The sequence below is a fragment of the Agarivorans sp. D1326 genome, from assembly GCF_056958115.1.
In genome coordinates this window covers 94,234-120,403 of record NZ_JBTWEN010000006.1, presented here as the reverse complement: position 1 = coordinate 120,403, position 26,170 = coordinate 94,234, and the positions used below count along the sequence as shown (strand labels likewise).

Annotated in this window: 29 protein-coding genes; 16 read left to right on the top strand and 13 right to left on the bottom strand. The window is 44.6% G+C overall.

Annotated elements, in window-relative coordinates:
• The first annotated feature begins 469 nt into the window (after nt 1-469).
• Nucleotides 470-1,930 carry a polysaccharide lyase family 7 protein gene (locus tag ACYFDN_RS13110; RefSeq protein WP_406609075.1) on the top strand — a complete coding sequence of 487 codons (1,461 nt, stop codon included), beginning with the start codon at nt 470-472 and terminating at the stop codon, nt 1,928-1,930.
• Between the two features lie 575 nt (nt 1,931-2,505).
• Entirely contained in the window at nt 2,506-3,003 is a 498-nt protein-coding gene (locus tag ACYFDN_RS13105) for a hypothetical protein (protein ID WP_472590489.1), read from the top strand.
• A gap of 200 nt (nt 3,004-3,203) precedes the next feature.
• On the opposite strand, the gene ACYFDN_RS13100 is transcribed toward ACYFDN_RS13105, so the two are convergent.
• From ACYFDN_RS13100 to ACYFDN_RS13075, 6 genes are all read right to left on the bottom strand, one after another.
• Nucleotides 3,204-4,412 carry an MFS transporter gene (locus tag ACYFDN_RS13100; protein WP_483511476.1) on the bottom strand — a complete coding sequence of 403 codons (1,209 nt, stop codon included), beginning with the start codon at nt 4,410-4,412 and terminating at the stop codon, nt 3,204-3,206.
• 13 nt (nt 4,413-4,425) lie between these two features.
• Entirely contained in the window at nt 4,426-4,611 is a 186-nt protein-coding gene (locus tag ACYFDN_RS13095) for a hypothetical protein (RefSeq protein WP_152779466.1), read from the bottom strand.
• A 233-nt stretch (nt 4,612-4,844) separates the two neighbouring features.
• Nucleotides 4,845-6,338: a sensor histidine kinase gene (locus ACYFDN_RS13090; RefSeq protein WP_152779468.1), complete on the bottom strand. Its 1,494-nt coding sequence runs from the start codon at nt 6,336-6,338 to the stop codon at nt 4,845-4,847.
• Nucleotides 6,328-7,029: a response regulator transcription factor gene (locus ACYFDN_RS13085; RefSeq protein WP_016402779.1), complete on the bottom strand. Its 702-nt coding sequence runs from the start codon at nt 7,027-7,029 to the stop codon at nt 6,328-6,330. The genes ACYFDN_RS13090 and ACYFDN_RS13085 overlap by 11 nt, the downstream gene beginning before the upstream one ends.
• Nucleotides 7,030-7,110: 81 nt before the next feature.
• A complete protein-coding gene (locus ACYFDN_RS13080) occupies nt 7,111-7,818 on the bottom strand; it encodes a spondin domain-containing protein (protein ID WP_338621782.1) in 708 nt (235 codons plus the stop codon).
• Nucleotides 7,819-7,831: 13 nt separating this feature from the next.
• A complete protein-coding gene (locus tag ACYFDN_RS13075; RefSeq protein WP_152779472.1) occupies nt 7,832-8,530 on the bottom strand; it encodes a spondin domain-containing protein in 699 nt (232 codons plus the stop codon).
• 436 nt (nt 8,531-8,966) lie between these two features.
• Between ACYFDN_RS13075 and ACYFDN_RS13070 the strand changes: the two genes are divergently transcribed.
• From ACYFDN_RS13070 to ACYFDN_RS13040, 7 genes are all read left to right on the top strand, one after another.
• The gene (locus tag ACYFDN_RS13070; RefSeq protein ID WP_483511473.1) at nt 8,967-9,755 is read left to right on the top strand and encodes a transporter substrate-binding domain-containing protein; all 789 of its coding nucleotides are present in this window, start codon (nt 8,967-8,969) and stop codon (nt 9,753-9,755) included.
• Nucleotides 9,756-9,766: 11 nt separating this feature from the next.
• A complete protein-coding gene (locus ACYFDN_RS13065) occupies nt 9,767-10,435 on the top strand; it encodes an amino acid ABC transporter permease (protein WP_016402775.1) in 669 nt (222 codons plus the stop codon).
• A 12-nt stretch (nt 10,436-10,447) separates the two neighbouring features.
• Nucleotides 10,448-11,098, top strand: coding sequence for an amino acid ABC transporter permease (locus ACYFDN_RS13060; protein WP_221076555.1), 651 nt, complete (start codon nt 10,448-10,450; stop codon nt 11,096-11,098).
• Complete coding sequence (locus tag ACYFDN_RS13055) at nt 11,091-11,813, top strand: amino acid ABC transporter ATP-binding protein (protein WP_281423345.1); 723 nt, start codon at nt 11,091-11,093, stop codon at nt 11,811-11,813. The genes ACYFDN_RS13060 and ACYFDN_RS13055 overlap by 8 nt, the downstream gene beginning before the upstream one ends.
• 40 nt (nt 11,814-11,853) lie before the next feature.
• Nucleotides 11,854-12,681 carry a MurR/RpiR family transcriptional regulator gene (locus ACYFDN_RS13050; RefSeq protein ID WP_483511471.1) on the top strand — a complete coding sequence of 276 codons (828 nt, stop codon included), beginning with the start codon at nt 11,854-11,856 and terminating at the stop codon, nt 12,679-12,681.
• A gap of 126 nt (nt 12,682-12,807) precedes the next feature.
• On the top strand, nt 12,808-13,815 hold the full coding sequence (gene alc, locus ACYFDN_RS13045; protein WP_483511470.1) for an allantoicase: 1,008 nt from the start codon (nt 12,808-12,810) through the stop codon (nt 13,813-13,815).
• A gap of 9 nt (nt 13,816-13,824) precedes the next feature.
• Complete coding sequence (locus tag ACYFDN_RS13040; RefSeq protein WP_483511468.1) at nt 13,825-14,316, top strand: ureidoglycolate lyase; 492 nt, start codon at nt 13,825-13,827, stop codon at nt 14,314-14,316.
• Here ACYFDN_RS13040 and ACYFDN_RS13035 read toward each other — a convergent pair.
• The gene (locus ACYFDN_RS13035) at nt 14,308-15,192 is read right to left on the bottom strand and encodes a LysR family transcriptional regulator (protein WP_483511467.1); all 885 of its coding nucleotides are present in this window, start codon (nt 15,190-15,192) and stop codon (nt 14,308-14,310) included. The two genes, ACYFDN_RS13040 and ACYFDN_RS13035, sit on opposite strands and share 9 nt — an antisense overlap.
• 106 nt (nt 15,193-15,298) lie before the next feature.
• On the opposite strand from ACYFDN_RS13035, the gene ACYFDN_RS13030 reads away from it, so the two are divergent.
• Complete coding sequence (locus tag ACYFDN_RS13030) at nt 15,299-15,913, top strand: class I SAM-dependent methyltransferase (RefSeq protein ID WP_483511465.1); 615 nt, start codon at nt 15,299-15,301, stop codon at nt 15,911-15,913.
• Here ACYFDN_RS13030 and ACYFDN_RS13025 read toward each other — a convergent pair.
• The gene (locus ACYFDN_RS13025) at nt 15,910-16,452 is read right to left on the bottom strand and encodes an NUDIX domain-containing protein (protein ID WP_483511463.1); all 543 of its coding nucleotides are present in this window, start codon (nt 16,450-16,452) and stop codon (nt 15,910-15,912) included. The genes ACYFDN_RS13030 and ACYFDN_RS13025 overlap by 4 nt on opposite strands.
• Before the next feature lie 279 nt (nt 16,453-16,731).
• Between ACYFDN_RS13025 and ACYFDN_RS13020 the strand changes: the two genes are divergently transcribed.
• Nucleotides 16,732-17,970 (top strand): nidogen-like domain-containing protein, encoded by a 1,239-nt coding sequence (locus tag ACYFDN_RS13020; RefSeq protein ID WP_483511462.1) that lies wholly within the window; start codon nt 16,732-16,734, stop codon nt 17,968-17,970.
• 55 nt (nt 17,971-18,025) lie between these two features.
• Nucleotides 18,026-18,484 carry an invasion associated locus B family protein gene (locus ACYFDN_RS13015; RefSeq protein WP_152779487.1) on the top strand — a complete coding sequence of 153 codons (459 nt, stop codon included), beginning with the start codon at nt 18,026-18,028 and terminating at the stop codon, nt 18,482-18,484.
• Nucleotides 18,485-18,582: 98 nt separating this feature from the next.
• Here ACYFDN_RS13015 and ACYFDN_RS13010 read toward each other — a convergent pair whose 3' ends face one another.
• Together ACYFDN_RS13010 and ACYFDN_RS13005 are read right to left on the bottom strand one after the other, a co-directional pair.
• On the bottom strand, nt 18,583-19,671 hold the full coding sequence (locus ACYFDN_RS13010; RefSeq protein WP_483511460.1) for an alkene reductase: 1,089 nt from the start codon (nt 19,669-19,671) through the stop codon (nt 18,583-18,585).
• A gap of 50 nt (nt 19,672-19,721) precedes the next feature.
• A complete protein-coding gene (locus ACYFDN_RS13005; RefSeq protein ID WP_483511459.1) occupies nt 19,722-20,393 on the bottom strand; it encodes a glutathione S-transferase family protein in 672 nt (223 codons plus the stop codon).
• A gap of 157 nt (nt 20,394-20,550) precedes the next feature.
• Here ACYFDN_RS13005 and ACYFDN_RS13000 point away from each other — a divergent pair, with 157 nt between their 5' ends.
• Nucleotides 20,551-20,919, top strand: coding sequence for a winged helix-turn-helix transcriptional regulator (locus ACYFDN_RS13000; protein WP_016402764.1), 369 nt, complete (start codon nt 20,551-20,553; stop codon nt 20,917-20,919).
• Nucleotide 20,920: 1 nt separating this feature from the next.
• Here ACYFDN_RS13000 and ACYFDN_RS12995 read toward each other — a convergent pair whose 3' ends face one another.
• Nucleotides 20,921-22,288, bottom strand: a complete 1,368-nt coding sequence (locus ACYFDN_RS12995; protein WP_483511458.1) for an aminotransferase-like domain-containing protein — start codon at nt 22,286-22,288, stop codon at nt 20,921-20,923.
• Between the two features lie 166 nt (nt 22,289-22,454).
• Between ACYFDN_RS12995 and ACYFDN_RS12990 the strand changes: the two genes are divergently transcribed.
• The 3 genes from ACYFDN_RS12990 (at nt 22,455) to ACYFDN_RS12980 (ending at nt 25,060) form a co-directional block, all read left to right on the top strand.
• Nucleotides 22,455-23,144 (top strand): hypothetical protein, encoded by a 690-nt coding sequence (locus ACYFDN_RS12990; protein WP_483511457.1) that lies wholly within the window; start codon nt 22,455-22,457, stop codon nt 23,142-23,144.
• Between the two features lie 189 nt (nt 23,145-23,333).
• Nucleotides 23,334-24,221 carry an NAD(P)-dependent oxidoreductase gene (locus tag ACYFDN_RS12985; protein ID WP_483511456.1) on the top strand — a complete coding sequence of 296 codons (888 nt, stop codon included), beginning with the start codon at nt 23,334-23,336 and terminating at the stop codon, nt 24,219-24,221.
• A gap of 461 nt (nt 24,222-24,682) precedes the next feature.
• Nucleotides 24,683-25,060 (top strand): hypothetical protein, encoded by a 378-nt coding sequence (locus ACYFDN_RS12980; RefSeq protein ID WP_016402760.1) that lies wholly within the window; start codon nt 24,683-24,685, stop codon nt 25,058-25,060.
• A 78-nt stretch (nt 25,061-25,138) separates the two neighbouring features.
• On the opposite strand, the gene ACYFDN_RS12975 is transcribed toward ACYFDN_RS12980, so the two are convergent.
• Entirely contained in the window at nt 25,139-25,801 is a 663-nt protein-coding gene (locus ACYFDN_RS12975; RefSeq protein ID WP_472590472.1) for a cation efflux transmembrane domain-containing protein, read from the bottom strand.
• A gap of 149 nt (nt 25,802-25,950) precedes the next feature.
• On the bottom strand, nt 25,951-26,169 hold the full coding sequence (locus ACYFDN_RS12970; protein ID WP_016402758.1) for a DUF6500 family protein: 219 nt from the start codon (nt 26,167-26,169) through the stop codon (nt 25,951-25,953).
• Between the last annotated feature and the right edge of the window lies 1 nt (nt 26,170).

Genomic DNA, 26,170 nt, shown 5'->3' with positions numbered 1-26,170 from the left:
CATCGACCAGCATTCAACAAACTTAAAGCCCATATAAATCATACAATTTTAGGTTTTTGTATAGGTGACAAAAGAGCCTTCAGCTCAAACTTAACCAGTAATCCAGCTCAAAAAGGCTAAAAACCCACCAAATAAGGCTAAAAATGGTAAACCTTGCTTTAGCTTAAAAAACAAGCAAAGCAACATTTAATTTCATATTTGTATGACTAGTTCACAAAATAACAACAATTGTATTATAAAAACACATTATTGCAGTTCATCGCTGATTTTTTCATCATCAACAAAGCTAACATCAAATTTCATAAACAAATCATCACGTTTATGAACGCTGTTGGTCATTTACTTTTAAGCAGTTGGTAAGCCGTGGCCTGCAGAAGGCTGGGCAACTAAGGATAAACCCGCTCGTCTTAGTCTGCCTTAATGTAATTTCACAATAAGCAACAAGGTTTTAAAAATAAGGAAATGAGTAATGAAACCTATTGATAAATGCACTGATTCGAACAAGACACTCGTTAATGGTAAAGCACTAAAAAAATCACTTTGCTTTGTTGTTCTAGCGCTATCTTCTTCGTTGGCGACTGCTGCAACTTTCAACATGCAAAAAATGGAAACGGGCTACTCAATTGATGGTAACGGCGGCGCTGTTGAAGGACAGCAGCTTTACCTATGGACAACCAAAACCACCAATGTAAATCAAAACTGGGTACAAATTAGTCATGGAAGTGGTTACTACTCTTACAAGAAAGAGGGTACTAGCCTTTGTTGGGATGGTGGAACGGGTGGCGCTAAGCGTCAAGCCGTTACCTTAGAGGTATGTGATTCCAGCAACTACGACCAACACTGGAAGAAAGTTAAAGTAACCAGTGGCACCGAGATCTACCGTTTTGAAAAACGCAATGCACCAGGCTTTTCTATCGATGGCAATGGCGGCGCCGCACTGCGCCAATCACTCTACCTTTGGACATCAAGCAGCGGCAACATTAACCAGCAATGGGAGCTAACCAGAACCGATGATACATCTGGCGGCGGTTCAGGTGGCGGTAGCGGCGGCGGTGACCACAATCTTGATGCGTCTAAAGCACCTTCTGGCAATTTTGATCTATTGGACTGGTACCTAAGCATTCCTGTAGATGAAGGCGACGGTTACGCCACTTCAATTAAAGAAGTAGAGCTAGCGGCAAGTTACGAAGATAGCTACTTCTACACCGGTAGCGACGGCGGTATGGTGTTTTACACGCCAGTTAAAGGGGTAACAACCTCTAGTGGTACCAAATATGTACGCACCGAATTACGCGAAATGCTACGCCGCGGAGATACCTCGTATTCAACTAGCGGTAAAGACAACAACTGGGCATTTTCAAGCATACCAAGCAGCAGCCAAAGCGCCTTTGGCGGCATCGACGGTGTACTAGACGCCACCCTTGCGGTAAATCACGTCACCACAACAAGCTCAAACAATGAGCAAGTGGGCCGAATTGTAATTGGGCAAATTCATGCAGAAGGGAACGAACCTATCCGCCTTTACTACCACAAACTACCGGGTAACAGTAATGGCGCTATTTACTTTGCCCACGAAACGTCGAAATCAGACGGTGGTAACGAAACCTGGTACAACCTACTAGGCAGCATGGTGAGTTCAAACGGTGATTTAAACAGCACCTCTAACCCATCAAACGGTATCGCCTTGAACGAAGAGTTCTCTTATACCATTACGGTGAATGGTGACTCACTTACTGCCAAGATCAGCCAAAATGGCAGCCAGCTAGCCAGCAAAACTATCAACATGTCTGGCAGTGGTTACGATGATTCCAGCAACTACATGTACTTTAAAGCCGGCATCTACCTGCAAGACAACAGCAGTAACGATAGCGACTACGCAAAAGTCACTTTCTACAAATTGACCAATACTCACGATAACTACAACCCATAAGTTGAGTTGTCAGAGTATCTAACAAGCAGACAAAGGCCGCTAATTAAGCGGCCTTTTTTAGTATTAGTGTCTTTTTTCGTAGGACAATAAAGTTTGAATAACTCAATGTTTTTGTCTCAAAGCTAGTTAAGGTGTTGCTATTTTCCTTTGGCCGTGGTGCCGAATTTCGCCTCTCGGCGACGTCATTTTTCTTTGGCGACCAAAGAAAAACGAAGCAAAAAGAAAGGTCGCCCTGCATTATCTTTATCCTTCGTTGCTCAGTGGCAAGCGCGCCTGCGCAACTCGCTACGCTCAAACAGTGCTCAGCTTAATCGCTTGTCACTTCCGCGACTCGGCGATAATGAAGGAAGGAATAAAGCATGTCGTAATCTTGATCTAACTCTGTTTTTCGTTGAGCTGGCTTACTGTATGGCTTTTTCTACAGGTTTTGATGTTTGCTAGTGCGGATTTACACTGCCCCAAATTTTGCAAAGTAGATTAAGCTTTAAAACCCCAAATAGACAGATAACCCCACCACCAAAATCGAACCATGAAGTTAAACATGCTATGATTATAGCTTTAAAAGAGAATTAACGATGTACGATACAGAGGTTGCAATATTTAACAACAAACCAAAATTCGATGGTGATATGAGCTATTTATCTGAGAACGTAGAACGATATGATGGAAACGAATTGGCAGACATACTAATTACCAATATTGCAGCTTGTTTATCTGAATATGATGATAATCAATTTGAGTATGACAAGGTCTATGAGTTTAGTCATCTCCAAACAGTATCAATTTTAAACCAATTAACTTTTCTTCCAAATAGTTATGTATTGTTTAATAAAATGCTAGAAGTCACATCATATCAATGCGCAAGAGAAGGCTGCAATGCCGACTATTTTGTAAAATACTATTTTGGAGAAAGTGGAACCGTTCGTACACGAGTAGTAAAAGCTCAAAACAGTGAGTACATTTGGTTGCCAGAATTTGACAAGTTCTATACGTTTACTTCGGCAAAAGAATGCTTTCAAATCCTTTCTTACCTAAATGACTTTTATTCAAACTACTTGAGAAAGACCATTTAACGCTTTAAAACGGACTCCCTACACAGCGCGGAATTGATTTACATTTTGGCTTCGGTATTTATGACACAATCGTTTAGATTTAATGATGTGTTACTCACAACTAATTAGAGCATTAAATTCTTATATGCAAGGGACTGCGTCAACTCACTACTGTCCAACAAGACGTTTGGAAGTGGTCAATCTTTATCCCCCCTCCAAGCTTAACTCGCAGTTGCCAAACGCATTACCGGTTTGTCATCAATCGGCAAATGAATTAATGCTGCGATAAAAGCTAGTGCCACAGTTGACCACCATATAGGTTCGTAAGAGCCGTAGTAATCGTAAATACGCCCACCTACCCAAGCACCTAAAAAGCTACCAATTTGATGCGTAAAAAACACTAAGCCATACAAGGTGGATAAGTAGCGAGCGCCAAATATTTGCCTAACCAAACCCGAGGTAAGCGGCACAGTACCTAACCAACAAAAGCCAATAGCGCCACCAAATAATGCCGCTGTGCTCTCGGTCACCGGCAAACTGACAAAACCCGCGATGACCACTGTTCTCATAAGATACAAGGCAGACATAACATGGCGCTTGCTAAATCTGTCGCCCATTACGCCCCAAAAATACGAGCCAAAAATATTGAAGATCCCCACATAGGCTAAAGCCATGGCCCCGGTTGTGGCACTTAAGTTTTTATCAGCGAGGTAACTCGGTAAGTGAGTGGCAATAAACATCACATGAAAACCACAGACAAAAAATCCAGCATGAATAAGCCAATAACCTTTATGAGAAAACGCCTCTTGTAAGGACTCTTTAAGGGTTTGCTTTTCGTCTACTACCGCTTGATCTGCAGTGCTAGGTTTAGCGGTTTTCATAAACATAGCAAACGCCACCATTAAGGCGCATAACAAAGCAAAAGCTTGCAGGGCTTGCTGCCAGCCCATTTGGCTTAGCATAAGTTGCGCGCCGGGAATCATTGCAAACATACCAAACGAGCCTGCCGCAGTAGTTAAGCCAAAAGCCTTTGCAGCATGTTTTGCTGGCACAACTTTAGCCACTGCGCCCAATACAATCACATAGCTCGTGGCACTAAGCCCAAGCCCTACTAATGCACCCAAAGATAGATACAACATGCTAGGCAGCGTGGCGATTGAGCTTAAATATAAACCCAGTGCATAAGCTGCCGCTCCCAGCACTATCACTCGTTTTGCTCCCCACTTATCTGCAGCCATCCCCACAAAAGGTTGGAACATGCCAAACAACAAGTTTTGCAAGGCAATCGCAAAGCTAAAAAACTCTCTACCTAATTGAAAGTGCTCTGATACTGGCATCATGAAAATACCAAAGGACTGGCGAATACCAAGCGAGATAACCAAAATGCCAATGCCTAGCCAAACCAATGCCGGAAAGCGAAAAATACTCATGCAAGCCTCTTACTTAATGATGAGAATGGTGGTGAGAGTGATGCTGCGATGCATCGTCATTAATTTGGTGGCAGCCGCTATTCATAGCCTGTTCAGCCAACAGCTTTAATAAGCCTGGTGAGTGATGCACAACTAGCAGCGTTAAGCTTAATAACAGCAGTATTCTCAGCATTTGAGCCAGAATAGATTGCGAAAACATAGGGTAATTTATTTGCTGGTAACCAAAAGAAGCGCGGAGTGTACGCAGTTCTGTTTCCTCAAACTAATGAATTTAACTCAGGAGATATATGCACAGAACGCATAGCTTAATCAGTAGTTGTATAGAGCAAGAAGCAGCCACAACAAGAAGTTAGAAGCTGCACAAACCAGCGCCTATCTATCAACATTCACTGGGCTACACCGATAAGCGCCAGCCCAGTGAAAAATGCAAAATTACATAGGTTTATCTAAGGTAAAACAAAAACGGGTGCCTTCGCCTAAAGTGGACTCAACACTAATTGATGAACGATGCAATTGAACAATACGCTTGGCAATGGCCAAACCTAAACCACCATGCGAGCTTTTATCTTTAGCTCGATTAGCTGCTCGATAGTGAGCGTCGAAGATGTGTGGTAAATCATCACTGGGGATCCCGGTGCCAGTATCACTTACGGTAATGGCTAATTTGTTGCCCTGCTCTGCTTGGTCGATTGTTACTTTAATCTCGTCACCTTCGCTGCAGTGTCGAATTGAGTTCTCCAACAAGTTGGTAAACACTCGCTCAATACGTTGAATATCGGCGCAGGCGACTAAGGATGGATCTTGCGGCTCTACACTCATTACCACCTGCTTTTTCTGGGCAGCTAACTCGAGCTTTTGAATTACGTCCTGGGCTAATTCAGCAATTGCGACTGACTCTTCATTAATCGTAGCTTGGTCGCTATCAAGGTGGGCCAGCTCAAATAGCTGCTCCACTAAGCTAGAGGTTTTACGAGCACTGCTTAATGCCACTTTAATTAACTGCTCACCTTCTTCTGGTGATAAGTCACGGTGTTTTAACTGCCAGGTTTCTAAGTAACCTTGCAGTGATGCTAGCGGTGTTCTCAGATCGTGAGAAACATAAGAAATAAGCTCTCGACGCAGTTGGTCGGTGTCTTTAACCTTTTGATATTGGCCCTTAATGGTGGTGGCCATATCACTAAAGGCAGCGCCTAGCTTTTGCACCTCATCGTGAGAGTTATTTTGCCAATGCCCTGCAATGTTGGCGGTTTGCTCCAAACCAACATGCTGAAACTGATCAATATCCTTGGCTAGGCGACGCAGTGGTTTGGTAAGCAAACCGAAGATAAGAAAAACCACTAACAAGCTAAAACCTAAAATGAACAAAAGCCCCAGCATGCTTAATTTCATAATGTGGCTGCTTTGCAGCAACTCGGCAACACTATCGTAGATCTCGCCGCCAATGATGATGTACAGATAACCTTTTAAGCTATTGCCTTCGCGAATTTCGGCTACCGAAAAAATCTTACTTCTTGAGGGAGAACGAGGGTCATCGCCAATAATCGGCATGGCTCTAGAACCGTCGATAAAATCTCGAATTGGCTTTAGATCTAATTGCCTGCGTTTGATTTTGCTGGGATCGGCTGAGTAGGTCACCACCTTGCCAGCGGTATCAAGAATGTAAAACTCAAAACTTGGGCCTAAGATCATCATCGAATGAAAAGCCTGCTTAATCGCTTTAGGATCAAGCTCTCCATCTTTAAACAATTGGCTTTCGTAGACTAAATGTTCGGCTAATTGTAAATGCAGTTTTTGTTCAATTTCGTTTTGATACTGCTGCGAGCTTTGATGAGCCAAGCCCAGTAATAAGCCACCCGCTAAAATAAAACACACCACCACGGCTAACATTAACTTGCTGTAAAAAGAACTGATAAATCTAAACATCATTAAACTTGTACCCTACTCCCCACACAGTTAGCACGTATTCAGGATTAGAAGGGTCGCTTTCTAACTTGGTGCGTAGTCGATTGATATGCGAATTTACGGTGTGCTCATAGCCGCTGTGTTTATAGCCCCAAACTTGGTCTAATAACTGAGCTCGGCTGAATACTAAACCCGGTGATTTGGCCAAATGCAGCAGTAAATCAAACTCGGTAGAGGTAAGCTCCACCGCCTGATTGCGCACCGATACTTGGCGACGACCAATGTCGATGGATAAGTCTTTCCACTGCATGGTAGTGGCATCGGTTTGTTGCTGGCTTTGCACTAGCATATCAACGCGGCGCAACATGGCTTTCACTCTTGCTTGCAGCTCTCGCACGCTAAAGGGTTTAGTGAGGTAGTCATCTGCGCCCATTTCTAAACCCACTACCCGATCGGCCTCTGAGTCGCGTGCGGTGAGCATTAAAATTGGCGTGTTGTGTTGTTGGGCGCGAAGTTGCCGACAAATGTCTAAACCGTCCATGCCGGGTAGCATTAAATCAAGCACGATTAAGTCGAAGTTATCGCTGCTGGCTTTGGCGTAACCTTGCGCGCCATTCTCGCAGCTTTCTACTTGATACATCATGTCGTTTAGATTCATGGTGATCAGGTTATTAATATCGTGGTCGTCTTCAATGACCAGGATCCGCGGGGACATATAGGCTCCTTTCCTTGCAATGAACGACCACAATGAGTAAAGCACTCACCCGCACCTGGTACGGGTGTAGTGTTCTCTGCGCTAGTTGGTACGAGTAATCACTACTCTTCCCACTGTGCCAGACAATCGATGATCTGGCAGCAATACTGACGCAGGGTCGTCGGCTTGTGTAACTAGACCGGGATGACGCGAAACTTTATTCATTACATCATCACGGGCCGCGTTAAACCCTTCACCGCCATCAGCTGGGCCAGGAATCGTTCCCACCGCTTCGCTGTTTTGCTCGGTTCCTGCATCATAGGCTGGCAAGCTATAGGTCATGCTATCACCCACCATTAAGCCACCAATATCAATACCATTTAGCCCAGTAAATGCATCGTTAGTATTTACCATCATAGTGGCTAGTGACAACTGCATATCGCTACGCTCAGAAGCACTTATCATTAAGGTTTCATAAGCACCTGGGCCAATAGCGCCAGCACCTGTAACAGCAACATTATCATCGGTAAACATAGCTGCAATGTCAGAGGCGTCACCACCTTCGGCCATGGTTTCTAAGGGCACGCTGGCAGAAGTTCCCAATGTCCATAAACTCATGGTTGCACTATGAATACCCACTACAGCTGGTGATAAGGGCTGCGCCGAGGTGTCGTTGTAAATGGTTACTTCATACTCTAGCGTATCTGGCGGAAGAATAACGATTTGTTCATCATCACTGCCACATGCACTTAGTCCTGCCGCCATTACCGCTACGGCCAAGGCTCTCTTACTAAAACTTGAGATAGCCATAGATCCTCCTTAATTACTTAACGGTAACAACCACTTTTGCAACTGGGTTTAACCAGCGGTGAATACGGCTGTCTAGGTCACTCATGCCGCCCGTTGCATCTTGGTCACCCACATTACCAGGGTGAATATGAATGTTGGTATTGCTTGATGCTGTAGCTACGCCACTGCCGCCAGTTCCACCATTCATGCCAGGGTTTGCAGGAATACCAGGAGTACCAGAAGCTCCGCCGCCGTTTACAATCTCATCGTTGGCTTCGGTGCCAGCGTCGTAACCATTCATGTAGAAGGTATAAGTGCCTGCTTCACTTGGAATTTCCCAACTGTCTTTACCTACAAAACCATCATTGGTTGGCAGTAACATAGCCACAATACTTAAATGGGTGTTGCTGCCAGTATCTAGGTCACTCACCATTACGTAATCGGTTGGTGCCAATAAACCAGCCGCTGGATTGGCTGATGACACTGCGCCAATACCATCAGCAATAGTGACTAAACCAGAGATGTCTCCACCTTCTGCCATCATCTGTAGGGCTGGCGATGCCGCAGAACCTACTTCAAATAGGTGGGCGTCAGAAGTGTGTGCAGTTACTAATAAAGGGGTGTAGTAAATACCTTGCGTTAAGTTAGTAATTTTAACGTCTACTACCGCGGCTTGGCTTAATGTACTTACAGCAATAAACGGCATTGCTAACAGAGATGACTTGAGATCCATGGTTCGCTCCTTTTGCGGTCCTTATTTAACAGTCAAATCCAGTATAAGAAGCACATGTCCCAACCAATTCACGAACTTATCACTTTTCTATCACAGGCATTAAAGCCCATTTAAAACAAACAGTTAAACTTAAAAAATTGTTTGAAAAAACGAGATTTAGACAAATATTTGCGATTTGTTTCAAATAAACTCACAGATACCACTTTAGTAGTAATTTATGCACCAAACAGATCCCGAACAGCACCAAGATGGGTAAATATTAAACACCATTCGCTAGTTCATCTTCACACCCCTATCAAGTTGCAAGCTATAACCTTATGTATTTAAAGGAATTATTAAATACTTACCTAACCGCCGTCTTGATGGCTCGTACGTTGCAGATAAAAAACAAAAGATTCATTCGTTTCACAACAAGTAAACTCGCTAAGGAAGCTTTATGTATACCTTCAAAAAACTATTTGCTAGCGCAGCCATTTTACTTTGCGCTCTAAGCAGCACCGTAAGCCATGCTGACCAACTAGCTACTTTAATGGAGCGCGGCGTATTAAAAGTAGCCGTGCCACAAGATTTCCCTCCGTTTGGCTCGGTGGGGAGTGATTTACAACCCATGGGTTACGACATTGATATGGCCCGCTACCTAGCTGAGCAGCTGGATGTAAAACTAGAATTAGTGCCAGTAACTAGCGCTAACCGCATTCCCTACTTACAAACCCGCAAGGTTGATTTGGTTATTTCTAGCCTAGGTAAAAACGCCGAGCGTGAAAAAGCCATCGACTTTAGTGACGCATATGCACCATTTTTCCTTGGTGTATTTGGCGCCGCAGAGGTAAGCGTTGATTCTGCGGAGCATCTGGCAGGTAAAACCGTTGGTGTTACCCGTGGCGCAGTAGAAGACATAGAGCTAAGCAAATTGGTGGATAGTTCTACCACCATTAAACGTTTTGAAGACAATAACACCACCCTGTCAGCTTACTTATCTGGCCAAGTAGAGCTTATTGCCACTGGTAATTTAGTTGCCACAGAAATTGCCAAACGCGTTCCAAACCGTAAGCCAGAGACTAAGTTCTTACTTAAAAACTCTCCGTGTTATGTAGGTGTACTTAAAGGCGAGCCAGCACTGGTTGCCAAAGTAAACGAGCTAATTGCTAAAGCAAAACAAAGTGGTGAGTTAGAGAAACTCTCGCTTGCATGGTTTAAAACATCGTTACCTAAAGAGTTGTACTAAAGGAGCGCGCCATGAGCTACCAACTAGACTTTAGTGGCTTACTGCCCTACATGCCTGAGCTTGCCAAGGGCTTACTCACCACTGCCGAGCTCACCTTGTATTCAACCTTTGCTGGGATCTTACTCGGTACTGCGGGGGCTGCAGGTAAAATAAGTAATAAAGCTTGGTTGCGCTGGCTCATAAGCGCCTATGTAGAAGTAATTCGCAATACACCGTTTATTGTGCAGTTATTCTTCATCTTTTTTGGCTTGCCAGCCTTGGGGGTAAAACTAAGTGCTTGGCAAGCAGGCTGTTTGGCCATGGTGATTAACCTAGGCGCCTACCTCACCGAAATTATTCGTGCAGGTATAGAAGCCACCCCTAAAGGCCAGTGGGAAGCGGGTAAAACCTTAGGCCTAAGCCACTGGCACATTTTTAGCCGCATCGTATTACCCACTGCGTTTCAACGTATCTATCCGGCCTTAGTTAGCCAATGCATTATCGTGATGCTGGGCTCAGCGGTGGTCTCGCAAATCTCAGTAGAAGAGCTCACTTTCTCAGCCAACTTTATTCAGTCGCGTAACTTTTTAAGCTTTGAATCTTACTTGCTCACCGCACTGATTTATTTGCTGCTAGCCATTGCCATGCGCCAACTATTTGAGCTGGCCGCTCGTCGCCTTTTCAAAAACCCTGCATTGTAGGAGTAGTTTAATATGATGCAATTTACCGATTGGGACATCTTACGCAACCTGCTACTGGCAGCGCGTTGGACGGTTTTGTTATCACTCATTGCCTTTGCCAGCGGTGGCTTAGTTGCCCTACTGCTAACCTTTATGCGCATAAGCAAAAACCCCGTGTTAAGCGCTTTGGTTAAAGGCTATGTAGAGCTGTTTCAAGGCACGCCACTGTTAATGCAGCTGTTTGTTACCTTCTTTGGTTTATCGCTAATTGGCATTGACGTGAGCGCTTGGAGCGCTGCCATCATTGGTTTAACTTTGTTCACCAGTGCCTTTTTATGTGAGATTTGGCGCGGCTGTATCGAGTCTTTACCCAAGGGCCAATGGGAAGCTTCTCGTACCTTGGGTTTGAGCTTCTTTCAAACCATGCGCTACGTTATTTTGCCGCAAGCACTCACCGTAGCCATTGCTCCTACCGTAGGCTTTTCGGTTCAAGTGGTGAAAGGCACTGCACTCACATCCATTATTGGTTTTGTAGAGTTAACTAAAGCCGGCACCATGCTTAACAATGCCACCTTCCAACCCTTTAAAGTGTTTGCCTTAGTGGCAGCGCTGTACTTTTTGTTGTGTTTCCCGCTGTCTTTATACAGCAAGCATTTGGAGAAGAAGCTCAATGTCACTGGTTAGTATTGAACAAATTCATAAGTATTACGGCCAACACCATGTGCTAAAAGGCATAGACTTAAAAATAAAGGCTGGCGAAGTTATCTCTATTATTGGCCGCAGCGGTTCTGGAAAAAGCACTCTATTGCGTTGCATTAATGGCTTAGAACCCTTTCAAAGTGGTGCCATTATTGTAGATAAACAAGCAGTAAGCGAAGACGAAAAACAGCTTAGGCTACTTAGCCGTAGTGTAGGTATGGTGTTTCAAAACTTTAACCTCTTCCCCCATATGACCGCTGGCGAAAACATTATGTTAGCGCCCAAGTTAGTTCTGGGTAAAAGTCAGCAAGAATGTCGCGAGCTAGCAAAAGAAGTGCTGGAAAAAGTGGGTTTAGCCGACAAGTTTGATCAATACCCCACTAGCATGTCGGGCGGCCAGCAACAACGCGTGGCCATTGCCCGCTCTTTGGCTATGTCGCCTAAAGTATTGCTGTGTGACGAAATCACCTCGGCCCTCGACCCTGAGCTGGTAGGTGAAGTACTCAAAGTTTTAGAACAACTAGCCGCCGAAGGCATGACGCTAGTTTTAGTCACCCACGAAATGAACTTTGCTCGCGACGTTGGTGATAGAGTGGTCTTTATGCACCAAGGAAAGGTGTGGGAAACCGGCGACAGCAAACAGGTATTTGCTCAGCCCCAAACCACCGAGTTACAAAGCTTTATTTCTGCAGTGTTATAAGCTGTAAGCAATAATGAAATTAAAAGGACCTTAAGTAATCATGACAAAATCGGCCTGTGCATTTAACCAACGTATTGTTGAACACTATCCGCAGCTTTCGGCCAAAGCACGGGTAGTTGCAGATTACTTGCAGCATCATCCCGATAAAGTATTGATTCAATCAACTGCCGAAATCGCTAGCGCTTGCCAAGTCTCCAAAGCCAGTGTGAGCCGTTTTTTCCGTCAACTAGGTTACCAAGATCATCAACAAGTCTGTGACGAGCTTCGCCAAGAGCGCGAGTGGGGACAACCACTGTTAACCAGTGAAGCGAGCGATACTAGTGAACACAGCGATTTAGCCGCCATTAGCCAGGTATTTAAGCAGCTAGAACAGACTGATTGCGAGGCTTTAGTTAAGCAAATTAGCCAAGCCAAACGGATAACCATTATTGGCTATCGCAACAGCTATCCACTGGCTTTGCACTTTCGCCAGCAATTAATGCAATGTCGCAAACAGGTGTATTTATTACCGGTTCCGGGTCAAAGCATTGGTGAGGAGCTCGCGCAACTTGGCGATAAAGACTTAGTGATAGTGATAGGTATCCGCCGCAGACCCAAATTGTTTACGGCACTTATAGAGCAGTTACAAAACCTTAATTGCCTGCTAATTACCGACCAAAGTGGCCAGTGCTATCGCACTCAAGTGAGCCAATTATTGGTCTGCCCGATGAGCAATCACTCAGCCTTAGACAGCTATGCCGCGCCGATGAGCTTGCTCGCCCATTTAAGCAACAAGGTCTACGATTACTTAGCGCATTCAGCCCAAACCCATAGCAACCAAGTCAGCAATAATTATCAATTACTTGATGAGCTCGAAGCTCACCACTAAACATTTACCTCACTGTTGTTTACAGAACCCAATAAGGGGAAGCACTAAGCAGCAGTGAAACAATTGAACCAAACAAGTAGACGATGAGCCAATTAGCACATTCTCTCAACAAATTTAAGGATAACTATGAGCCAAGCTATAACTGCCCCTGCCGCCACCGATGCGCCAGCCTTTAGCCAGCAATGTGTGAACTTAGCTGACAACCGTTTAGGCAGCCAAATCATCGCAGTGAGTGACGATTTTTTTGCCAAAGCCGAGCGCATGCTCAACCACTTGCCAGCTCTGTTTTACCCAGACAAATATGATGATAACGGCAAATGGATGGACGGGTGGGAAAGCCGCCGCCGTCGTGATGCAGGCCACGACTGGTGCATAGTAAAACTAGGGGTTGCCGGCAAGGTTAAAGGACTACAACTAGATACTAGCTTTTTTACCGGTAATTTTGCCCCAGCGGCCAGTGTTGAAGCTTGCTACTGTGAGCAAGATACACCACCAAGTGATACCCAATGGCACAGTATTCTTTCTGCCAGTGCTTTAAGTGCCGATAACCACCACTTTTTTGCAGTAGACACTGAGCAGCCGATTAGTCATCTTAGAGTTAACATCTTCCCCGATGGTGGCATTGCCCGTTTACGGGTATTTGGCCACCCTATCCCACAACATTCAAGTGAGCAAAGCATTGATCTAGTTGCCCTTAAAAATGGCGGCAGAGTCATTGGATACAATGATGCGCACTACGGCACGCCCAGCAATCTACTTGCGCCAGGCAAAGGCGTTAACATGGGCGATGGTTGGGAAACCCGCCGCCGCCGAGAGCCGGGTAACGATTGGTGCATTATCGCTTTAGGCCAAGCTGGCGAGGTTGATAAAATTGAAGTGGCCACCACTCACTTTAAAGGCAACTTCCCCGACAAACTGTCGATACAGGCAGCCAATGTTCAAGATCCTAACGATTTAAGCTTGATCAGCCAAAGTATGTTTTGGCAGGAGTTATTGCCCGCTAAGTCACTTAGCGCCGACAATGACCATCACTTTAACGAGCTAAACTCGCTTGGCACCATCACGCATATTCGAGTGAATATTTACCCCGATGGCGGCATCAGTCGCCTGCGCTTATGGGGTAAATCAGCTTAAGGAATGGCAATGAAAAAACTCAGCTTACAACCGCTTACTCAAGCGGCCTTTGCGCCCTTTGGTGATGTAGTGGCCTGCGACAGAGTTTCACCTTTTGCAATCAATGGTGGAACCACCAGTCGCTTCCACGACTTGGCCGAGTTGCAAGCCAGCGGCAGCCAAGCCAAGCTGATTGTCTCGATATTTCGCGGCCAAGCCTTTCAGCTGCCATTAGCCATAGATATGCTGGAACACCACCCCTATGGCAGCCAGCTATTTATGCCCTTGTCCCAACGCCCCTACGTGGTAGTGGTGGCAAAACCTGGTGAGCTAGATGAAGATAGCATTTGCGCCTTTTGGGCACAGCCTTACCAAGGCGTTAACTACCACAGCGGGGTATGGCATCATCCCTTGATTAGCTTGCAGCAAACTAGCGACTTTTTGGTGATTGACCGAAGCGGCGAAGAAGCCAATTGTGTAGAACAGCAACTAAGTGAAAGTATAGAATTACAGCTAGCTTAGCTGCTCGGCCAAAAAGTCATACACCATACGCAGTCGTCGGCTGGTATTTAGCTCTCGATGAACCACCAGCCAAGATTGTGTAGGGATTGCAGCTAGAGAAGGAAAGGCGCGCTCGACCAAGGGCTCGCTGTCGCCTACTTGCTCTAACATAAAGCCAATACCAACGCCCTGTTTCACCAGCTCCCACTGCACTAAATGGTTGCTCACTACCGCCGGAAAGTTACTTTGTTTAAGCGAGAAACCTAGCTTAGCCAGCTCATTAATCAATTCATCGTTTTTATCGAAAGCGAGAAATTTTGCATCAGCAAGACTTTGAATAGTGCGAGGCTGTGGCCACTTAGCTAAGTAGCTTTTAGCCGCATATAAATGCACATCAATATCCGCAACGCGGCGGGCGATTAACTCCAATTCGGTAGGTTGATATGCCCGAATGGCAATATCTGCTTCTCGGCGTAATAGGTCACTAGAATCATTGCTGGCAATAATCTCTACCCGCACACCTGGGGCGTGTAACCGTAGCTTCTCAACAATACTCGGCAAAATAAAAGCTGCCACGGCCTCCGAAGCCGAAATGCATACGTCACCTTCAATGGCTTCTGCCCTACCAGAAGCAGATAAAGACAAGTTATTAGCCGCTTGGCCCATGGCTTGAACGTGTGCCAATAACTCTACACCACTGGTGGTGAGGCTTAGCCTGCCCCCCACTCGCTCGAACAAGGAAACCCCTAGCTCTTGCTCTAAGGCCGCCACTTGGCGACTTAATGTAGGCTGAGTCATCGCTAATGCTCGTGCAGCTGCAGATAAAGAGCCCTCTTCAGCGGTGACCAAAAAAGCCCGAGCCCTATTCCAATCAAAATTTATAGAACGTCTATCCATACAAATACGTATACCTAAGATGCATTATTGATTATTGCTACCTGTTTTAAGCATGATTACTATTCACTCAATCAGCGCTAAACGCAACTCATTAGGGAAAATGTTGATGGATACTCGCAATAAGTTTTGGGACAAACATGCTAGCTCTTACGCTAAGCGCGCTATTTCAGATATTCCCAGCTATGAGAAAAAACTGGCACTTAGCCGCGAGTACTTTTCTAAAGATGCTACGGCCATTGAAGTGGGCTGTGGTACCGGCTCAACTGCATTACTACATGCCCCTTATCTAAAGCACATACTCGCCACCGATATCTCAGCAGCAATGTTAGATATTGCAGAGCGAAAACGCCAAGAACAGCAAATAGACAATCTAAGTTTTCAGCAAGCAACGGTCGAAGAATTAGTGGTAGATGAACCGGTAGACATCGTCTTTGCACTTAACCTAATTCACTTATTGGAAGACAAAGAAACCGCTATAGCGACCATAAAAAGTTGGCTAAAACCAGGTGGAGTACTAATTAGTAGCACCCCTTGTTTAGGCGACAGAATGAAATTTTTTAAGCTAATTGCCCCAATTGGTAAAGCACTAGGCCTGATGCCTTTAGTAAGAGTGTTTACCGAGCAAGAACTGCTGGATAGCATTCAACAGCAAGGCTTTAGCATCGACACCAAGTGGCGACCAGAGAAAGCCCTATCAGTATTTTTGGTGGCGCGAACTTAAACCGCCTGTTTAAGTGGCGAGTTGTTCAAACATTCTGCCACCACTTTTTGCAGTAAAAAGGTCTCGCGCTCAACCGACATACCCGCTTTAGGATTACTGGCGATAGTTTCTAGGTTATGGGCGATGGCGCTATGAATGTTCAACCAGACGGGCTTCATTCCATTGCTGATTTCGTGGTCTTCTAAGGCATTTTCGGCAAGTTCATTATCAATTTTGCACAAGTAGCAGTAGGACAGCATATGCATGTAATCAGCATCATCTTTATACCAGGGGCGATATTCTTCATAGCAGCCAAAGGACTGAATATCGCGCACATTTTGTGCACCAGTTTCTTCACTCAGCTCCCGCTTTAAGCCTTCAATCAGGTTTTCGCCTTGGTCAACACCGCCGCCAGGCAAGGTATAATCATGATAACGCTCGGTATACATTAACAAAATCTCTTCCCCCTTCAGCACAATTGCTCTTGCAGCAACTCGCTCCAAAGCCTTCCCATCAAGGGAACTGAGATCAGGGTGAACAGTAGACTTTAATAAACGCATAGCACCAAACGGTAGAAAATTGGCTGGCGAATTTAGCAACAAAGCAGGTTACAAGCAACTGATACCTTACCGAGGCTTATCAAGCATTGTATTTATAAACTTTTATGTCGATAAACTTTACAACTCATACTTTAGAGGTCCAACCAATCGAGCATAACCTTATGAATTACAAAGACTAGTTTGGATAGGCTTGATTTTTGCAGTTAGTCGTTCCGAAAATATTATTATAAAACATTAGCTTAACTAAACATCTTTGTACCACTTTAAAGGAATATACTTGTGCAAAAGACATCTTTGGCGTTATTTACAACAGCCAGCATACTACTAGGCTCCTTTGCAGCTCAAGCCACTATGTTAAGTGGGTTTGGCGGCGATGCCGGCTACGGCGAACTGGCGATGGACAGAAACGATGATGGTTCTTCTAATCAACTAGACCTACCGTTCGAAATCAATTATTTCGGTAACAGCTATGATCAGTTTTTCATAAACAATAACGGCAACATTACTTTTGAAAGTTCGTTATCTGGTTATACCCCAATCCCGTTCCCTATCGCTGAACAGCCAATAATCGCGCCATTTTGGGCAGATGTAGATACTGGTTGTGACAGCTGTGGTGAAGTATACGTTGGTAGTCCTAGTGACGGTGTAGTTGCAGTGACTTGGGATAACGTTGGTTACTACGACGAGAATAGCGACAAATCGAACAGCTTTCAGGCTGTACTGATTGACCGCTCTGACACTGGCGCAGGCAACTTTGACGTAGAGTTTCGTTACGACAAGCTGGAGTGGACAACTGGTGATGCGTCTGACGGTGAAAATGGCTTAGGCGGCACACCTGCTCAAGCTGGCTATGACGCAGGAGACGGCGAAAACTTTTTTGCATTGCCGGGCTCATTCAGTGAAGACATTTTAGACTTAGTATCTAGCTCAAATACTGGCGAAGACGGTGTTTGGCGCTTTGCGATACGCGAAGGCGCATTACCTGGCGCTACGCCAGAGAACCCAATTATGCCAGTAGTTGTAGATGGCGGTTGGTCATTCGATTTCAATGTAAATGCTAATGAACAAGTGTTTATTGATCCAGACGTTGCCGTGGGTTACGACTACATCGTTGATCAAGGTCCAAACATCCGTACAGTGACCTTACCGATTGGTTTTGATGACGATATGTTCTTTATTTGGCTTTGGAATGGTGTTGAATGGGAGCAAGTTGCTAATGTTGCAGCAGGAACCGCCTATGACTTTGGTATTGATGGCGTTGACCGTTTCCGCGTTACTGGTATCGATATTAGTAACGAAGTAGATCCAACAGACACCACTGCTTTTGTTACAGGGCTAACCTTTACCGAAGACGGCAATGTGACAATGCACCAACTGCCAATCGTAGAGTTTGTTCCTGGGCCGGGTGCTTCAGTACCAGAGCCTAGCACTTGGTTATTGGTGTTAGTCGCAGTAGTATTGTTGCTAAGCTCTCGCAAGCGCAGCAAATCTGCACCATCAACTCTATTGCCAGCATAAGATTGATGTTCTAAACAAGGGAGCAAATAGCTCCCTTTTTTGTTATGGAAAACTGATGAAATATCTAATCTTAATTCTGTGCTCTGCTTTAATATCTTTTTCTAGCTATGCTGAAGACTTTGAAGCTTGGACAGTAAAATGCCCAGTAGGAAAGCCTTGTGTTATTACCCAAATGGTGATGAAGCAGCAAGGAGATGCAGCGGATGTAATCGCAGGCATAAGCTATTTTGATCACAGTGAACAACCTATTCTAAAAATTAGAATTAGTGCCAAAGCAGACCCCAAAAAAGGAATTGGTTTAAAAATAGATGAACAAAAACCATTACATCTGCCCATTACAAACTGCGATAAAAAACTGTGTGAGGTAAATGTTGTAGCGGATAAGAAACTAATAGAAGATTTACAAAGTAGCCAAGTAATGTCGGTGGCTTACATTGTTAAAAGCAGCCAACAACAAACTGCATTTCCAGTGATTCTTAATGGTTTTCAACAAGCCTATCGCTCGATTCAATAACACAAAAAAAGGCCTCGCACGCGAGGCCAAACACCACAGGGAATTGTGGACTTGCACAAACATTTCTTGCTTCAGCTTTTTCGCAAAGAAATGAAAACTTAAGAGCTTACACTCATTAGAAAGGGGTAATCGGTATAACCTTTCGCTCCACCACCATATAAAGTGTCTTGGTCCAACTCATTCAACTCCGCACCTTGTTTAAAACGCTCGGGTAAATCAGGGTTGGCAATGAACGGGGAGCCAAACGAGACGAGATCGGCGCTGTCTTCTGCAATGGCTTGTTCTGCACTGTTAGCGCTATAACCACCATTTGCCATGTATGCGCCCGCGAAGCGGCTGCGCAACTGAGTGAAGTCGAAACCTTCGCTGCTTGCTCCAGCAAAATTCTCTACAACGTGAAGATAAGCAAGCTTCATGGGACTAAGTTGCTCAACCAAGTAGTTGAACAAAGCTTGAGGATTACTATCAGACATAGAGTTAAAAGTGCCGGTTGGCGAGATTCTAACTCCCACTCTACCCGCTCCCCATACCTCGGTCACTGCTTGGCTTACTTCCAAGCTTAAGCGCGCTCGATTTTCTATCGAACCACCATAGATGTCGTCACGCTGGTTGGTTCCGTCTTTGAGAAACTGATCCAGTAAATAGCCATTGGCAGCATGAATTTCTACCCCATCAAATCCGGCCTTTTTAGCGTTAATAGCGCCTTGTCTAAACTGCTCAACTATTGACGCTATTTCTTCTGTTTCAAGCGCTCGTGGCGTTTCAAAATCTAAAAATCCCTGTTCGGTAAAGGCTTGTCCTTCTGCGGCTATCGCCGACGGCGCAACCGGCAATTCACCATTTTCTTGAATAACCGAATGAGAAATACGGCCAACATGCCAAAGTTGCAGCACAATTTTTCCGCCCTTGGCGTGCACAGCATCCGTAATTGTTTTCCAACCGGCAATTTGTTGCTCGCTATGAATACCTGGCGTAAAAGCATAGCCCTTGGCCTGAGCGGACACTTGCGTAGCTTCGCTGATAATAAGAGCAGCACTCGCTCGCTGTGAATAGTATTCCACATTAAGCTCATGAGGGTAGTCGCCCGGTTGGGCAGAACGAGAACGGGTAAGCGGCGCCATAACAACACGATGTTTCAGTTCGATATCGCCCAGTTTGATTGGTGTAAACAGTTGGCTTAGAGACATATCTTTATCCTTTAAGATCATTAAAAGTAATAAACAAACGTTTTAGCGAGCTACTTAGTAAGCCAACTCTCGGCATTACCTAAGTAATCGGCAAACAGTGAGTTAAAGTTCTCAACTACCGAGCCCGATACTTCCGGCAAGGCTAGCAAGCGTTGCCCTAGCGCCTTTAGCTTGGGAAAGCTTGCAAGTAAATCGCGCTCAAACAAGCTTTCTATCGCCGCAAAACGGGTAAACAATGGCGCTAATGCGGTGTCGATTAAGGCTAAGTCTTCGCCATTAAAAAAGCCCTTATCACTGGTTAAAGCTTCTAGACGCGAGAGCTTGTCGTTTAGCCCGGCTTCTGCTTGAGCAAAGTCATCCTGATTTTTGGCTAATGAGGTTTGATACTGCGCCATTAATACTTGGCTTGAAAACTCTACCCATGCGCGATCTTTGGCTTTTTGTAGAGGGTCACTTGGCATTAAAGAACCTTCGGTAATTTCATCCAAGAATTCGTTTATCACCGCAGACTCAAACAAGACATCGTCGCCGTACTTAAGCACCGGCACTTTGCCTAAAGGAGACAGCGCTAAAAACCAGTCTGGTTTGTTGGCCAAATCAATGTACTTAATCTCAAACTCGATACCTTTGTGTAATAAAGTAATCACCGAGCGTTGTACAAAGGGGCAAAGCTTGAAACTTATCAGTTCAATAGTTTGGTTCGGCTTATAAATGGCTGACATCGAGTGATTCCTTGTATAAATTAACAAATATGCGCTTGGCCAATCGATATAACTTTTGTATCCAAACGAAACATAGTATCTTTTGGTAACTATAAGAACGCTTTTAGCGAACTACAAGTACGCACTAATTAGATATTTAGTTTCCTCGAGGTGCCTAATGTTGGATTCAGCGGCTTCTAGCCCAGAAAAAAATTGTGAAGTTTCTTTGACAGAGCAAAAGCATGAATGCCCTGTTTCAACTGCCATTGAAGTAATTGGTGGTAAATGGAAGGTGATTATCTTGTATCAACTACGTGGTAAAACGCTACGTTTTGGTGAACTAAAACGAGAGATCCCCAAAATCACTCAAAAAACCTTAACCCAACAACTGCGTGATTTAGAAAAAGATAAGCTGATAGAACGCAAAGTATTTGCCGAAGTGCCACCAAGGGTTGAGTACACCCCAACCGCTTTAGCCGAACAATTAAATCCGGCCTTAGATTTGCTTTGTGACTGGGGAAAAGCCTATCAAAAGGCCCACGAGTAGCTTAAATTCGCCGCAGCAAAACATCACGAATTAAACCCAGCGCCTGTTTTAGATCGGATAGACTTTGTGTGGCCATTAAGCTAATACGCACTGCCGGTCGCTGTTTACCCTCGAAGCTAAAATGCTGCTCACCACTTACATGGATATGATGCCCGAGCATTACCTCTACAAAGGCTTGGCTGGTCCAGCCCTGTGGCAGATATAACCACAGGTGGTAAGCACTATGTTCAGCCAAATGCTGATTAACAAACTCTAGTTCATTGAGCATTGTTTTTGCCAAATTCTGTCGCGCCAAGGCTTGACGCTTCTGCCATTGGGTTATTTTGGCTACAGCTCCACTGCTAATTAACTGACAAGCTAGCTGCATAAGTAAGGGGGAAGGCAACCAAACCGTTGTTCTTACCAAGTTAATATAATCGTCACGACTACTTTTAGGCACCACTAATAACCCCAAACGTAAGCTCGGCGATATACACTTAGACAAACTCGTTAGATAAATGCTTTGCTGCGGGGCAAAATGAAAAAAGGGTTTGATCTCTTCTGCAGCCAAAAAGCCATAAATATCGTCATCAATCACTTGAATAGCGCAGCGCTTAACCACCTTAGCCAGTTGCTCACGCCGCTGATTTGGCATTACCGTTCCAGTTGGGTTTTGACACGAAGCCACCAGCATTAACGCCCGTATAGTTTGTTGCTCATGCTGCCGCTCTAAAGAGTTGGGCACTAAACCCTGCTCATCAAGCGCCACTGGCACAGGTATTCTGCCTGTTTGGCGAAGCACCGAGAGGATCCCCGGATAACACAAGCTTTCTACAGCAACCCTATCCCCTACTTGAGTACAGGCCAATACTGCAACCAATAAAGCATGCTGCGCACCATGGCAGACAATCACTTGGCTCTGTTCACAATCAATGCCTTGAGTTTGCAGCCATTGATGCAGAATGGCCAACTGCTCTGGGTTACCGGCATCTGCCTCATAATCGCAATAGGCACTTAAATCAGCATGGGAAAGCGCACTTAGCTGAACGCTTAAAGGTTTAAGTAAGGGGCCATTTAATGGCGCTACCAAGGAAAGGTTAAGCTCATTTTGAGTACGTCCTTTAATGCCAGCACTAAGGTTTACATTAAATGAAACAAAGGTGCCTTTGCCCACCCCAGAACTTAACAAAGCTTTGTTTTCTAATTCTTGGTAAGCCTGACGCACCGTTACGGCACTACTGCCAATTTCGCTGGCGAGGGTTCGGTGCGATGGCAGTTTTTCTTTATAGGCTAGCTGGCCCTTCAAGATAGCGTTCTCGATGCATCGAGCGATCTCAAGATATAGAGGTCGAGATTTTGGGTTAAAACCTAGCAATATTGTGTCTAGCAACTCTGCGCTCTCTCACTTGTTTACGATTATCTGAATATAGCTATCTGCATGATATTTATAGAACAAGCACTTTTCAAAAAACTCTACCTTAGAGCAGCACTATTTATTGCCACTCAGCAGGCTATTAATAACTACAATTAGCTCTATTACCTCAGAAGGAGGCTTTATGTGCAAAGAAAAGACCCAGCTAGAGTTTCTTACAAACTATTTGCTGCAAGCCCGTGTTGATATTGTGAGTGACAAACTTGCACTCACTCGTATCACTTATATCAAGGTTGCACTTTTTGGTTTACTACTTACCCAAGTATCAGAGCCAGCTGGAATGTTTGCGGTCATTTTCCTTCCTTTTGCTTTATACATTGTTGATAGCATCCACTTAAGCAAACTAAGACAAATATTTGTGCGCTGGCAATACATAGTTGAACAGCTCATTCCACAAATAAGTAAATTACAAACAACTCTAAAGCTAGATTCAGACTTAGTTTACTTAGAGCAGGAGATAGTCGCCAAGCAATCGAAATACTTTATAAACGAAGCCTTTCAAAGGACCCTGTTTCAAGTTCCAGCTCTGTTTAATTCGCTAATTTTTTTGCTCGCGTTTTGCCATCAAAACATTGAAATGTCAGCGTCTCAAGCATACGAGGTCGCCTATTGGTGGTGTTTTCTAGTATTACTGTTTGCGGGTATGTTCTTTTTACACAAACGTTTTACCGGCCAAGATTCCTGTATTTATCGATGGCGCTGGATAGTTCTAGGTAGTGGGTTAACGCTAGTGTTCATATCCTGGGACTCAATGATCACCAATCGTAATCTATTACTTGAACTAAGTAAGTACTTATTGAAGTTCAACGCTTAATGGCGATGGCTAAAGGATTTACGGCCTCTCGCGTTAAAGCAAACAGATTGAACTAGCAAAATAAGTCAATTTTTAGTTAATAGTTCAATCAAGGCACAAATAATTGCCAATGAACTAGTTCAATGCAACTATCGTTAATAAATCAGCACAGGTTGCTGCACTTAGTTTGACTTGTTAAGGACAACCGTTATGACATCACCTTCAATTACCGTTGCGTTTATAGGCTTAGGAACAATGGGCTTTCCTATGGCTGGTCACTTAAGCCAACAAGGCTACCAAGTGGTGGTTTATAACCGCACCGATACCACCGCTAAAAAGTGGCTAGCCAAGAACCAAGGTAAACAAGCATTTACCCCGGCAGAAGCCGCTAGCCAAGCAGATGTTATTTTAAGCTGTGTAGGTAACGATCAAGATCTGCAGCAGATTTATCTTGGTGAACAGGGCATTATTGGCGCTGCAAAACCAGGTAGCATTTTAGTTGACCATACCACTGCCTCGGCAGAAATTGCCAGTGAGCTAGATAGCGCGGCCAAAGCCCATCAACTTGAATTTCTTGATGCGCCGGTATCTGGTGGTGAGGCCGGCGCTGTTAACGGCTGCCTAACAGTAATGGTAGGTGGAGAGCAGTCCACTTTAAGCAAAGTAGCAGCTGTTTTTGATTGCTATGCAAAGGCCGTTAATTTAATAGGGCCGGTAGGCTATGGTCAGCGCTGCAAAATGGTTAATCAACTTTGTATCACTGGAATCTTGCAAGGTTTATCCGAGGCCTTAAAACTAGCGGAAGCCACTAAGCTAGATATAAACAAAGTAGTGGAAGTGCTACAGCATGGCGCAGCAGGAAGCTGGCAACTGAGCAATCGGGCCAGCAGCATGACCGCCAATGAGTTTGACTTTGGCTTTGCCATTGATTGGATGAGAAAAGACTTAGCAATATGTTTTGATGAAGCCGACAAACTGGGCGTTGCCTTACCATTAGCCAAACAAGTTGATAATGAATATGCCAAGTTACAACAGCGTGGCTATTCTCGCGCCGATACTTCGGTACTAATCAAACAGTTCGATGATGAGCAGCGCTAGCTGCCCTTTCGCTGCTTATCATTAAGCAGCAAACTGCAGACAAAAAAAACCTAAGGCCAGTGGCCTTAGGTGGGAGTCACGCGAGAACGTGAATACTTAAAAACAATAGAAGTTCAAAAAAACGAAAAAGAGCGCGACAACTCATACCCGCAACAACACCAAAAAGTATGTTTGGTAGCTACCAGTATGCTTGCATCTGTCTTGCCTAGCGCAGCGGCTCAAACTGACAACTTTTTCGCTAGCACCGTCTAATATTAACCCATCTCAGGCAAAGCAAGCTCAATTGGCAAAACTTGACTGTAAGCTTTGATGTACAGTGATTTATGCTAGTACAAAAATAGCTAGACTCTCAGCTTTAGCTTGCGCCAATGCGGCAGCTAGACTAAGCTCGCGCTCAAACAGCTTGGCATAAAAATATTGCCAGGCTGAATCCAATTACTATTTTCCACTAGGTACTTAAAATGACTGTTATCTCTGTTCCTGATTTAGCCAAACCACAAGTTAAAAGCCACCATAAAGCCCGCCACCTAAAAAAGATGGCGATTGGACCTTTCGCACAAACCTGTGCCGAAATCCGTTTTGTAGCAGACATTGAAAAATTTGATGAAGTAGATGCTGAGCTAGCCAATACCCAACAACAGCAAGGCTGGGAGCTGTTTATCGCCTACTTTAACGAACAGTACCATGTAGCGATTAACTTTTTCACCGAGCAAGCAGAGTTAGATGCGGTGATCGAGCTGGCCAATGCCGCCATTGTTAAAGTACTAGGTGACGTTGAGTTGCAAGTTCTTGCCGGTGACGCAAACTACGGCGATTGGGATAGCTGCTACAGCAACTAAGCCAAACAAAAAAGGCGTAAGTTTTTACTTTACGCCTTTTTGCTCTCGACTCGCCAAATATTAACAGCTCGCTTCCAGCTAATAACTAAATTCAAGCTTTCTAATACTGTTTAGCTGATTTAGCGCTCGTAAGGTCATTTTAAGCGGAACCCAAACGAAATATGCTGAGGCAATAATCACCATTGCCGGATCAGCATAAACAGCAAATGCAGCATAGGCGCTTTTGCTTAGTAGCATAGCCACCACAAAACCGAGCAGCACCGCCCCGCTTATCACACTGTCCATTAACCATTGTTTCGCTTCTGCATCCAGTAGCAAAGAGTGTTTACTGGCTTTTGTTAGTATCAGGTAAGTCGCGACACAACCAACAATATTAAGCAGCCCGAACACCAAAGCTAAACCGGTGTCCACATCGCGGCCCCCATTTACTATAGCCAAAACTGCAGATCCAAATGAAAACAAACACATAGCACTAATAGCCAAGCCTTTGAAGGCCACAACCGCCGGCTCTATCATTAATGCTTTATTGGGCTGCTCTTCAAATACAGGGTGTTTTCTAAGCGCTAGGGAGCCCAGCGAAACTAGCGTTAAGGCTAGGCTCACCAATGAATAGGCACCATCAAATACAATCACTAAAGAACCGGCCCATAAACCAAGGCTGATACCGAGTAAAGCGAACAAAAAGGAGGAAAAACTAGAAAAACTTAACAGCGTTTTTTCTGTTACAGCGGAGCGAAACATTTAACTACTTATGACGCCTTTTGGCACCACAACCTTCTATCAAACAATAAAAGTTCGCTATTGTAGTGGTTAAATAATCCACATTCAAGCCGAACTCTCCACTAGAAAAACAGCAGTAGAGAGCCGAAATACAAGCCTACAAGTGAGCGTTAATTCTCAGACTCAACTAATGCTTTAATTTTATGCGCTTTTTCGAAATGATCGAGCTGATGAGTTTCAATCCACCACCTAGCAGCTTCCATTAGCAGCTCGGGATTATCATTTTTATTGGCAAAAAACGCATAGAAAGACAAACCTACATTACTGCCCTTAGCGTCAATTTTACTTTGGCAAATCTTAATAACATGGCTGCGTAAGCTTGCTCTCATC

Bases quoted from the DNA above. Each gene is read 5' to 3' on its own strand.
- ACYFDN_RS12980 (WP_016402760.1), top strand. From the start codon at position 24,683: ATGACTGTTATCTCTGTTCCTGATTTAGCCAAACCACAAGTTAAAAGC.
- ACYFDN_RS12990 (WP_483511457.1), top strand. From the start codon at position 22,455: ATGTGCAAAGAAAAGACCCAGCTAGAGTTTCTTACAAACTATTTGCTG.
- ACYFDN_RS13070 (WP_483511473.1), top strand. From the start codon at position 8,967: ATGTATACCTTCAAAAAACTATTTGCTAGCGCAGCCATTTTACTTTGC.
- ACYFDN_RS13095 (WP_152779466.1), bottom strand. From the start codon at position 4,611: ATGTTTTCGCAATCTATTCTGGCTCAAATGCTGAGAATACTGCTGTTA.
- ACYFDN_RS13065 (WP_016402775.1), top strand. From the start codon at position 9,767: ATGAGCTACCAACTAGACTTTAGTGGCTTACTGCCCTACATGCCTGAG.
- ACYFDN_RS13025 (WP_483511463.1), bottom strand. From the start codon at position 16,452: ATGCGTTTATTAAAGTCTACTGTTCACCCTGATCTCAGTTCCCTTGAT.
- alc (WP_483511470.1), top strand. From the start codon at position 12,808: ATGAGCCAAGCTATAACTGCCCCTGCCGCCACCGATGCGCCAGCCTTT.
- ACYFDN_RS13090 (WP_152779468.1), bottom strand. From the start codon at position 6,338: ATGATGTTTAGATTTATCAGTTCTTTTTACAGCAAGTTAATGTTAGCC.
- ACYFDN_RS13050 (WP_483511471.1), top strand. From the start codon at position 11,854: ATGACAAAATCGGCCTGTGCATTTAACCAACGTATTGTTGAACACTAT.
- ACYFDN_RS13000 (WP_016402764.1), top strand. From the start codon at position 20,551: ATGTTGGATTCAGCGGCTTCTAGCCCAGAAAAAAATTGTGAAGTTTCT.
- ACYFDN_RS13005 (WP_483511459.1), bottom strand. From the start codon at position 20,393: ATGTCAGCCATTTATAAGCCGAACCAAACTATTGAACTGATAAGTTTC.
- ACYFDN_RS13030 (WP_483511465.1), top strand. From the start codon at position 15,299: ATGGATACTCGCAATAAGTTTTGGGACAAACATGCTAGCTCTTACGCT.
- ACYFDN_RS13110 (WP_406609075.1), top strand. From the start codon at position 470: ATGAAACCTATTGATAAATGCACTGATTCGAACAAGACACTCGTTAAT.
- ACYFDN_RS13015 (WP_152779487.1), top strand. From the start codon at position 18,026: ATGAAATATCTAATCTTAATTCTGTGCTCTGCTTTAATATCTTTTTCT.
- ACYFDN_RS13040 (WP_483511468.1), top strand. From the start codon at position 13,825: ATGAAAAAACTCAGCTTACAACCGCTTACTCAAGCGGCCTTTGCGCCC.
- ACYFDN_RS12970 (WP_016402758.1), bottom strand. From the start codon at position 26,169: ATGAGAGCAAGCTTACGCAGCCATGTTATTAAGATTTGCCAAAGTAAA.
- ACYFDN_RS12985 (WP_483511456.1), top strand. From the start codon at position 23,334: ATGACATCACCTTCAATTACCGTTGCGTTTATAGGCTTAGGAACAATG.
- ACYFDN_RS13010 (WP_483511460.1), bottom strand. From the start codon at position 19,671: ATGTCTCTAAGCCAACTGTTTACACCAATCAAACTGGGCGATATCGAA.
- ACYFDN_RS13085 (WP_016402779.1), bottom strand. From the start codon at position 7,029: ATGTCCCCGCGGATCCTGGTCATTGAAGACGACCACGATATTAATAAC.
- ACYFDN_RS13105 (WP_472590489.1), top strand. From the start codon at position 2,506: ATGTACGATACAGAGGTTGCAATATTTAACAACAAACCAAAATTCGAT.
- ACYFDN_RS13100 (WP_483511476.1), bottom strand. From the start codon at position 4,412: ATGAGTATTTTTCGCTTTCCGGCATTGGTTTGGCTAGGCATTGGCATT.
- ACYFDN_RS12975 (WP_472590472.1), bottom strand. From the start codon at position 25,801: ATGTTTCGCTCCGCTGTAACAGAAAAAACGCTGTTAAGTTTTTCTAGT.
- ACYFDN_RS13075 (WP_152779472.1), bottom strand. From the start codon at position 8,530: ATGGATCTCAAGTCATCTCTGTTAGCAATGCCGTTTATTGCTGTAAGT.
- ACYFDN_RS13060 (WP_221076555.1), top strand. From the start codon at position 10,448: ATGATGCAATTTACCGATTGGGACATCTTACGCAACCTGCTACTGGCA.
- ACYFDN_RS13080 (WP_338621782.1), bottom strand. From the start codon at position 7,818: ATGGCTATCTCAAGTTTTAGTAAGAGAGCCTTGGCCGTAGCGGTAATG.
- ACYFDN_RS13035 (WP_483511467.1), bottom strand. From the start codon at position 15,192: ATGGATAGACGTTCTATAAATTTTGATTGGAATAGGGCTCGGGCTTTT.